The sequence below is a fragment of the Photobacterium lucens genome (genome assembly GCF_009873615.1).
GTDB classification, from domain to species: domain Bacteria; phylum Pseudomonadota; class Gammaproteobacteria; order Enterobacterales; family Vibrionaceae; genus Photobacterium; species Photobacterium lucens.
Window position 1 is genome coordinate 1 of record NZ_SSMG01000227.1, and the last position, 8,688, is coordinate 8,688.

At 39.2% G+C, this 8,688-nt stretch carries 9 protein-coding genes; 5 read left to right on the forward strand and 4 right to left on the reverse strand.

The features are described 5' to 3' along the window. Positions 1-183: 183 nt before the first annotated feature. Positions 184-441, reverse strand: coding sequence for a putative hemolysin (locus E5A76_RS10100; protein WP_053988109.1), 258 nt, complete (start codon positions 439-441; stop codon positions 184-186). Between the two features lie 122 nt (positions 442-563). On the opposite strand from E5A76_RS10100, the gene E5A76_RS10105 reads away from it, so the two are divergent. Both E5A76_RS10105 and E5A76_RS10110 read left to right on the forward strand, forming a co-directional pair. After that, positions 564-2,108 (forward strand): YjjI family glycine radical enzyme, encoded by a 1,545-nt coding sequence (locus E5A76_RS10105; protein ID WP_161118854.1) that lies wholly within the window; start codon positions 564-566, stop codon positions 2,106-2,108. Positions 2,109-2,119: 11 nt separating this feature from the next. Further along, positions 2,120-2,989 carry a YjjW family glycine radical enzyme activase gene (locus E5A76_RS10110; RefSeq protein WP_161118855.1) on the forward strand — a complete coding sequence of 290 codons (870 nt, stop codon included), beginning with the start codon at positions 2,120-2,122 and terminating at the stop codon, positions 2,987-2,989. 85 nt (positions 2,990-3,074) lie between these two features. On the opposite strand, the gene E5A76_RS10115 is transcribed toward E5A76_RS10110, so the two are convergent. The 3 genes from E5A76_RS10115 to folE form a co-directional block, all read right to left on the reverse strand. Continuing rightward, positions 3,075-3,284, reverse strand: coding sequence for a hypothetical protein (locus E5A76_RS10115; protein WP_161118856.1), 210 nt, complete (start codon positions 3,282-3,284; stop codon positions 3,075-3,077). A gap of 174 nt (positions 3,285-3,458) precedes the next feature. Then, positions 3,459-4,406, reverse strand: coding sequence for a LysR family transcriptional regulator (locus E5A76_RS10120; RefSeq protein ID WP_161118857.1), 948 nt, complete (start codon positions 4,404-4,406; stop codon positions 3,459-3,461). Positions 4,407-4,563: 157 nt separating this feature from the next. Then, positions 4,564-5,217 carry a GTP cyclohydrolase I FolE gene (gene folE / locus E5A76_RS10125; RefSeq protein ID WP_023932413.1) on the reverse strand — a complete coding sequence of 218 codons (654 nt, stop codon included), beginning with the start codon at positions 5,215-5,217 and terminating at the stop codon, positions 4,564-4,566. Positions 5,218-5,518: 301 nt separating this feature from the next. On the opposite strand from folE, the gene moeA reads away from it, so the two are divergent. The 3 genes from moeA (at position 5,519) to E5A76_RS10145 (ending at position 8,233) form a co-directional block, all read left to right on the forward strand. Beyond that, positions 5,519-6,754: a molybdopterin molybdotransferase MoeA gene (gene moeA / locus E5A76_RS10135; RefSeq protein ID WP_161118858.1), complete on the forward strand. Its 1,236-nt coding sequence runs from the start codon at positions 5,519-5,521 to the stop codon at positions 6,752-6,754. A gap of 15 nt (positions 6,755-6,769) precedes the next feature. Then, positions 6,770-7,540: a molybdopterin-synthase adenylyltransferase MoeB gene (moeB, locus tag E5A76_RS10140; RefSeq protein ID WP_008986965.1), complete on the forward strand. Its 771-nt coding sequence runs from the start codon at positions 6,770-6,772 to the stop codon at positions 7,538-7,540. Between the two features lie 186 nt (positions 7,541-7,726). Continuing rightward, a complete protein-coding gene (locus E5A76_RS10145; RefSeq protein ID WP_161118859.1) occupies positions 7,727-8,233 on the forward strand; it encodes a DUF2059 domain-containing protein in 507 nt (168 codons plus the stop codon). The last annotated feature ends 455 nt before the right edge of the window (positions 8,234-8,688 follow it).

Below are 8,688 nucleotides of genomic sequence, written 5' to 3' on the forward strand. Positions count from 1 at the left end.
GTATCAAGATTTTTTATGTTGAATGAGCTCAAATCATAAAAAATAAAACATTGATTTTTAAAGATAAAACATAACGATTAAAAATGGTGTTCATAAAAACACCATTTATCTAAAATATTAAATACTGCGAGTTATTCGACGTTTTATCGAGAGCTTACTTTCAGCATTGTTCAAAAAACGAACTTACTTGTTGTTTTCGCGGTAGTATTCCCACTCTTCAACCACTTTACCATCAGCAAGATGGCAATACCCTACCTCACCTTTTTCTTCTTTTTTAATCTCAAGTTTGCCACCCTGCTTTTCACAGTAAACAGAAGCTGGATTCGCCATACCAACCGCTTCTTTTTTTGGTTGCTCAGGCTGTTTTGGTTCTTCTTTATTACAGCCTGCTAACGCTGCCGTCATACCAACAACTGATAATAATAATGCCCACTTTTTCATACTAATTATCCTTCTACTTATGTTTTCCTTTTTGGAAAAGCTATATTAATTCTTTTTCACTTCTGGAAATAACATATCTCGACTAAAGTGCCGCCATACAATAACAAGTACGGTTACGAGCAATGTCATCACAATTAAAAATCAAACAGATTATTACTTCACCTACATTGAGTCCTAAACAAAAAAACCTGTTTCTCTCCTTAGAAGCTGAAGCAATTGTAGACTATATGTCTGTAAGTGACGAAATTTTGCTAGCTAAAGATGAAGGCATTATCTGTGACATGTTTGAAGGTAACGCTCCTTTCAAACCTCGTTACGTGCTACCAGACTATGCAAAATACCTTCAGCATGGTTCGAGCTATTTAGAGCTAGAGCCTGCAAAAGATTTGGACGACGCATTAAATGCACTGACGATTATTTATCACCATGTTCCGTCAGTCACTAATTATCCTGTCTATATCGGGCAGCTTGATGATTTATTGTTACCATTTGTTAACAATGAAGATGAAGCAAGCATTTATAAGAAATTAAGAAACTTCTGGATCATGCTTGATCGCACCCTACCTGATGCCTTCATGCATGCCAATATTGGTCCTACTGACAATATTATCTGTCGTACAATTTTAAAAATTGATGCTGAACTTAAACAAGTTGCACCAAATTTAACCTTTATGTATGACGCAGACATCACACCTGCATCATTACTTGAGCAAGCTTGTAAAAACATTTGTGAATGCAGCAAGCCACACATTGCAAATTACCCAATGTTTAAAGATACCTTTGGTGAGCAAGGGTTTGGCATTGTGAGTTGTTATAACTCACTGCCACTTGCTGGTGGCGCGAATACATTAGTACGTTTGAATTTAAAAGAAGCAGTGAAAAAAGCATTGGATGTGGATGATTTCTTAACGCAAGTGCTACCTCACTACTGCCAATTAACCTTTGGCCTTATTGACGCTCGTTCTGCTTTCTTACATGAAGAATCGAATTTCTTTAATAGCTTCTTAGTACAAGAAGGTTTAATTGAAGAAGCCCGTTTTGCTCCAATGTTTGGTATTTATGGCATGGCTGAAGCCGTTAACCTGCTATTAGAAAAGTCAGGTTCAACTGAACAATATGGTCATAGTGCAGCAGCAAACACGTTAGCATTAGCAATTACCGAATTACTAAGTGACATTGTTACGAATACACCAGTGAAATACGGTTATAAACAACGTGCATTACTGCATTCACAAGGTGGGATTAGCTGTGATCAAGACGTAACCCCAGGTATTCGTATCCCTTATGGCAGTGAGCCCGATCCAGTCACTCACGTAAAAGCACTGGCAGCACACCATAAATACTATTTGTCTGGGATCAGCGATATTTTAACCATTGATGAAACAGTAAAACAAAACCCACAAGCCATGGTTGCATTATGCCAAGGCGCATTAAGTATGGGCTTTAGAGAGTTTACGGCCAACGTGCATTCCAATGATTTAGTACGTGTAACAGGCTATATGATCAAACTTTCAGATATCGCCAAATTTAAACAACAAGGCTCACGAACCAATACCACATGGTTAGGTTCAGAAGCCAGTGAGCAAACCGCTATTTTACAACGTTTGCCAAGGGTATTAAGCCACGAGCAAATGCCGAAATTTGAACAACTAGTCGGTAATAAGTAAGAGTTTAAACAATGATTTCAGCCTCTATCAGTAAAATTCTAAATTTTTCATGCGTAGATGGACCTGGCAACCGAATGGTTATCTTTTTTCAAGGATGTAATTACAACTGTAAAAACTGTCATAATCCTCAAACCATTGGGGTATGTAATCATTGTACTGCCTGTGTAGAACACTGCCCTACACAGGCACTTCAAACAAAGTACATTGATAACAAACCGAAAGTGATCTGGAATAAAGCAGCATGTACAGAATGCGATAAATGCATTGAGGTATGCCCTAAACAAGCAAGCCCTAAAACAGAATCTATTTCAGTTTCGCAGCTAATTGAAAAGATCCAAGAAAATCGACTTTTCATTAATGGTATTACGGTCTCAGGTGGTGAAGCATCGCTGAACTTACCCTTTATTGTCGCACTGTTTAGATTGGTTAAAACTACAGCTTCATTAAAACACTTAACCTGTATGATCGACAGTAATGGTAGTTTAGGCACAACTGGCTGGAAACACTTATTACCTTATTTAGATGGAGCGATGATTGATCTCAAAGCATGGCATGATGAAACCCATCATTGGTTAACGAACAGAAGTAACCATCGTGTATTTGAAGCCATCAACTTCCTGCATTCTCATAATAAATTACATGAGATAAGGTTGCTTCATATTCCAGATAAAACGGATTTCCTCGAACATATCGAGCAAGTGTCTCATTACTTACGCCCATTTTCAGGCAGCGTAAAAATAAAGCTTAACGCATTTAGACACCATGGTGTTACAGGTGAGGCACTTAGCTGGGATGAATGTAGCAAAGAAGAAATCGATAATTTTCACAATAAGTTAGCACAACACGGAGTACAAAATATCGTATTACCTGCGATGTACTAATAACAATTGTCTTTTCGAGAGTCGCGGTATGGATAGCCTCATACTGCGACTTTTTATATACAGCAACATACTAAATTATCAGCGATTAAGACGATGGATAATCTACCTGCTGATGGTATTCACAATATTGTCGAAGGGATTCAGCGGAAGGTGTATGCAAAATTTTTCGCAATAACATGATATTTTGCCGCTCTTTATCAAAATCACGCACTGCGTATGCCACCATAGGATCTAACCTTTCCTTACCTTCAAGATAACCATTTATTTGCTGTAAACAAAACAATGATCGGTTCATCCATGTCTGCTGGGCAAATGTGAATTTTGATATTGCGTAACTATTCGTGCTTGTTACCAGCCCTATTAACAGTAATAAACTCAATCCCTTCACGGTTATCTCCTCCTTGCGATTTGCTAAAGGATAATGACCGCAAAAAAGTGATTGTCAGTAGAGCGTGATAACTTCGTGAGCTTATTGCGTATTCATTTCCACATCGGGTTTTACACCACAAAAGTCGAGGATCTGTTGATGTAGCCAACGCACAGCAGGATCATTCATACTCGGCTGATGCCAAACAAGGCTATATGCTACTTTGCCATAGTTAAATGGTAACGTTTTTTGAATCAGTGCTTTCGATTGCAATGCCGTATTTGCCCAACGGTGGGAACAAGTAAACAATAAATCACTGTTATGGCACATAGTTGCTGCCCCACCAAAGTCAGCCACATTGACAACAACTTTACGTTTTCTATGTTGTTGAGCTAATTGCATTTCAAAAAATGGCACACTTAAGTCGCTATCTAAAATCCCAATATGACCACAATTTAAATAATCTTCTACCGTTAGCTCTTTATCCACCAACGGATGATCGTGTGCCATTAAGCAAATCATTTCATCAGTAAACAGGGTTTGCCATACCAAATTATTTTGCATTAATGGCGGCTGACTTAAATCATGAGGCAAAATAACGAAGTCCAGAATACCTTTGGTTAAACCATCAAAACCAATACTGTCTTTAGACCAAATATCTAATCGTACATTCGGTGCTTGTTTTAAAACATGGGAATGCAAACCGCGAGCAATGAGCTCAAAGGTACTTTCACGCATCGCCAGTGAAAAACTACCTTCATAATCTTCAGGTTGGAACGCTTCTTTGGTCATGATCTGGTTCATATCACTGATCATTTGATGCACCGTTGGGCCTAAACGACGTGCTAATGGCGTTGAAATCAGCTTATTTCCATGACGATAAAACAACTCATCATTTAAGTTATCACGCAGTTGGCTTAAGGTTTTACTCACCGACGATGGACTAACACAAAGTCGCTCTGCACATGCCGTTACACTTAAGGTATCTAGCATTACATGCAAAGTGATCAAATGTTTCATGCTAATACGAGAAAGCTTAATTAAATCCATGAACGACCTTTAAAACGTAACCAAAACGATAGCGGCAGCCTCAGTATGAGATAAAAAAAATGCCAGTCAATCATCGACCAGCATTTTTGCTTAATTACTAATAAAATTGCCTATTTTTGTTTTAAAATTCAACAACTCATTCATTTCAAATTAGTAATTAACGAATTCCATTTAAAAACTCAGCACGTGTCGCTGGGTTCTTCTTAAAAATACCACCCAGTGCCGTCGTTGTTGTTACACTGGTTGCATCCATAACACCGCGCGCTTTCACGCAGTAATGCGTTGCATCAATGGTGACAGCAACGTCATCGCTTTCAAGTAAGGTTTGCAACGCAACTAATACTTGCTGTGTTAAACGCTCTTGAACCTGTGGGCGCTGCGCAAAGAAGCGAACAATACGGTTGATTTTAGATAGACCGATGATTTTACCACGAGGAATATAAGCAACGGTTGCTTTACCATCTATAGTCACTAAGTGGTGTTCACAAGTACTGGTTAGCGTAATATCTTTAACACGCACCATCTCATCACAGTTCATTTTATTTTCAATAACCGTGATTTTTGGAAAGTTTGCGTAATCTAGGCCAGAAAACACTTCATCAACGTACATTTTCGCAATACGGTGTGGGGTTTCAACCAAGCTATCATCCGTCAGATCTAGTGCGAGTAACGATAAGATCTCACGCATGTGGTATTCAATCTTTTCTTTTTTCTCTTCGCGGCTAACAACCTGTTCAACCATTGGGGTTTCAAGACCACGGGCTGCTAATGCATCACGGACTAGTACTGCAGATTCACTTAATGCTGTCATTCTTTTCCTCCAACTGGCACAGGCTGAAATGCCATAAAACAAGCCTGTTTTCGCTCGCCAGCGCTAAAAACATACGAAGAATACCCCCAAATGGAAATAATTACACCTCCCATTTAATAGGGATTAGTCCAATTGGTCTAATTTTGGCATAATCAATCTCTTACAGCCCTTAGTAAGAAAGGGTAATATAATGAAAGATACTATTTTCTCTGGGCTCTGAAGTATTATTAATATTTCTATCTACAACTCTTGATAGTAATTCAGAGCCACTATGATTCAATTATAAAAGATGGATACCACTATGGGATGCTGCGACGTACCAGGCCTTATGCCCGTTGAGACTGCAATTAATAACATTCTTGAGCAAGTTTCACCTTTAACTAAAACGTCAACGGTTGCATTAGCAGATGCGATGGGATTAGTGCTAGCACAAGATATTCTTTCACCAATTAATGTGCCGCCTTTCGCTAACTCCGCAATGGATGGTTACGCCCTACGTGCTGAAGATTTAGCAAGCACAGATACGCTAGTGTTAGCCGGTAAATCTTTTGCAGGTATTCCATTTGAAGGTGAATGCCAAGCTGGCCAATGTATTCGTATTATGACAGGTGCTGAAATGCCAGCAGGTACTGATACCGTGATTATGCAAGAAGAAACGGCTGTTGATGGCGATAACATCACGTTTAATATCAAACCAAAAGCGAACGATAACGTACGCCCTATTGGTGATGATGTCAGCCTTGGTGAAACAGTGCTAGTAACAGGTACACGTTTAACAGCTCGTGAAATGCCGCTGTTAGCATCATTGGGTATTGCACACGTTGAAGCATTTCACCGACCAAAAGTGGCGTTCTTCTCAACAGGTGATGAATTACGTCCTGTTGGTGAAACATTAGAAGCAGGTCAAATCTACGACAGCAACCGTTACGGTATTCGTGCGCTATTGGAAAAGTTCGGCTGTGAAGTACTCGATCTTGGCATTATTCCTGATTGCCCTGAAAAACTGCGTGACGCTTTCCTTAAAGGCTCAACAGAAGCAGATGTATTAATCACTTCTGGTGGCGTGAGCGTAGGTGAAGCGGATTACACCAAAGATATTTTAGATCAAGAAGGTCAAATCGGTTTCTGGAAGATTGCGATGAAACCGGGTAAACCTTTTGCGTTCGGTAAAATCAACAACGCATGGTTCTGTGGTCTACCAGGCAACCCTGTCTCTGCAATGCTAACGTTATATCAATTAGTACAGCCAATGTTGGCAAAACTTGCTGGTAACAGCCAATACCAACCACCAGTACGTGTAAAAGCCAAAGCGACTACCCTATTTAAGAAACGTCCGGGTCGTACTGATTTCCAACGTGGTATTTACAGCATTAACGCTGAAGGTCAATTTGAAGTGGCAACTACAGGTAATCAAGGCTCTGGTGCGTTTAGTTCCATGCACCTAGCAAACTGTTTTGTGGTATTAGAGCAAGAACGTGGTCGTGTACAAGCAGGTGAAGATGTGACTATCGAAATCTTCAACCACACGCTGTACTAAGAAGCGGTATTTCAGATGACAACAGATAACACAAATAACGTTGAACTGACTGATGATGAAATGCTGCGTTATAACCGCCAGATCATTTTGCGTCAGTTTGATTTTGATGGTCAAGAAGCGTTAAAAGCCTCATCGATGTTGGTACTTGGTGCTGGCGGCTTAGGTTGTGCTTCAACCCAATATTTAGCAGCCGCTGGTGTAGGTAAATTAACCTTAATTGATGATGACAAAGTTGAGGTTTCAAACCTTCAACGCCAAGTGCTTCATCACGATGCTACCGTCGGCATGTTAAAGGTCGATTCAGCCAAAGCGGCATTATGCCGTATCAACCCTTATATTTCGGTTGATACCATTGCTAAACGCTTATCTGATGAAGAACTGCTGCCACTGATTGAAAGCCACAACATCGTCTTGGACTGTAGCGATAACGTTGATACCCGTAATCAACTTAACCGCCTATGTTTTAAAACCAAAACACCACTGATCTCTGGTGCTGCGATCCGCATGGAAGGTCAAATCAGTGTGTATGCGTACCAAGATAACGAGCCTTGTTATCAGTGTTTAAGTGCCCTATTTGGTCAACAAACCTTAAGCTGTGTTGAAGCTGGCATTATGTCACCTGTCGTTGGCATTGTTGGTGCAGTACAAGCGATGGAAGCAATTAAAGTTGTTGCTAACATGGGTACACCACTCACAGGCAAACTGTTAATGCTAGATGCGTTATCAATGAGCTGGCGTGAAATGAAGCTAATGAAGCAACCAAGTTGTTCTGTTTGCGCTAACTGATATTTCCCGCTGTATATACGACTCAATAGTGTATACAGCGGTCATTCCTTTCATTCGTTACCACTTAACTATCTGCTACTCTGCATTCCCCAACTGATCTGTTTCACACAACTCACTCCTAAATTTATATCTCATGCATTTTTTTGCTAAAACACGTTAATACAAAATAAAAATCAAGGGATGAACATGTTTAGTAAAAAGATCATAGCAGCAACCTTACTTGCGCTGTCATTTAATGTCTCCGCTACCACAGACGACATTCCAGTATCGAAAAAGCAACTGATTGATAAGCTACTCGCGCAAACAGGACAATCAGCCGTCGCTGTTGGTAAGCAATACTCTGATCTGTTTACTCAACAAATGACGGTGATCTTAAAGCAATCTAAGCCCGACATTAATCCCAAAGCGTTTGATATTGTGGAAGAAGAGATCAACACCATCATGGATGAGGAGTTTGTCATTAACGACAGCTTTAAAACCATGATGTACCCAATCTACAATAAGCATTTCACAGAAGATGAACTGCGAAAAATGATTGAAATTAACGATACAGAATTTGGTAAAAAGTTAATTCGAGTGATGCCGCTTATCAACCAAGAAGGCATGTTAGTCGGACAAGAATTTGGTAAGAAACTTGGTCCTAAAATTCAACAACGTATAACCAAGCGATTTAAAGAAGAAGGTATTAAGTAAACGTTACTTATTCATCATTTAGTCGGCTATAACGAAATGAGTTAGTCGACTTTTTGGATATAGCACCAATAACCACACCAATTAATCCATCAACAATGCTGCCGATAATGGCAAATATAAATGTAGAAAAGAAATCACCATGCATATATCTCATTGTGTACACAATCCGCCCCACACAAAGCATTACCCTCAATTATTGCAAACAAAAAAGAAACTTTAGCAATATCGTTTTGACGTATTTTTCATAAAATAATACCTCTATTTAATTGAGTTGAGACTTAATGATCACTTGAAAAGTATGATTAAACTTTTTCTGCATCATCCCTTAGTGTTTTTATATCTACATAGATAAATCTCTTAGGTTTATCGGTACTTTTAATACACATTACTGATGCTATACATTTTTAATTTTTTCTGAAACTTTTGCTGCTCTCCAATAATACATTACTAAAGAA